Here is a 270-nt window from a genome sequence, read left to right as displayed (position 1 = left end):
CTGGCTGTCGTGGCTCGGGATTCGCGGGCGTGGACGGGTGCGGACCGGGCGTCGGTGCTGGCGGTGGTGCGGGCCTCGGAGGCGGCGTTGGCCGAGGCACGGGCGCACCTGCTGGTCGCGGACCGCGATGCGGGGGACAGTTTGCGGCCGGGGGACCGGTCGTTCGAGGCGGCCCACGCCCGGGTGACCCGGTCCGGTCTGGGTGAGGCGTCCCGGGTGGTGCGGCAGGCCGACGCCCTGGTCTCGATGGGCACGGTCGCGGCCGGGGTG

Annotated in this window: 1 protein-coding gene; it reads left to right on the top strand. The window is 77.4% G+C overall.

Going from position 1 to position 270, the window contains the following annotated elements; all coding sequences use genetic code 11:
* Positions 1-270: hypothetical protein (locus HP550_RS00015; protein WP_175345560.1), on the top strand; the 270-nt coding region annotated here is incomplete at both ends.

The sequence above is a fragment of the Cellulomonas humilata genome (assembly GCF_013359775.1).
Taxonomy (GTDB): Bacteria; Actinomycetota; Actinomycetes; order Actinomycetales; family Cellulomonadaceae; genus Cellulomonas; species Cellulomonas humilata.
Note: the sequence above shows the minus strand (reverse complement) of the source record. Positions and strands in the feature narration are given on the sequence as shown.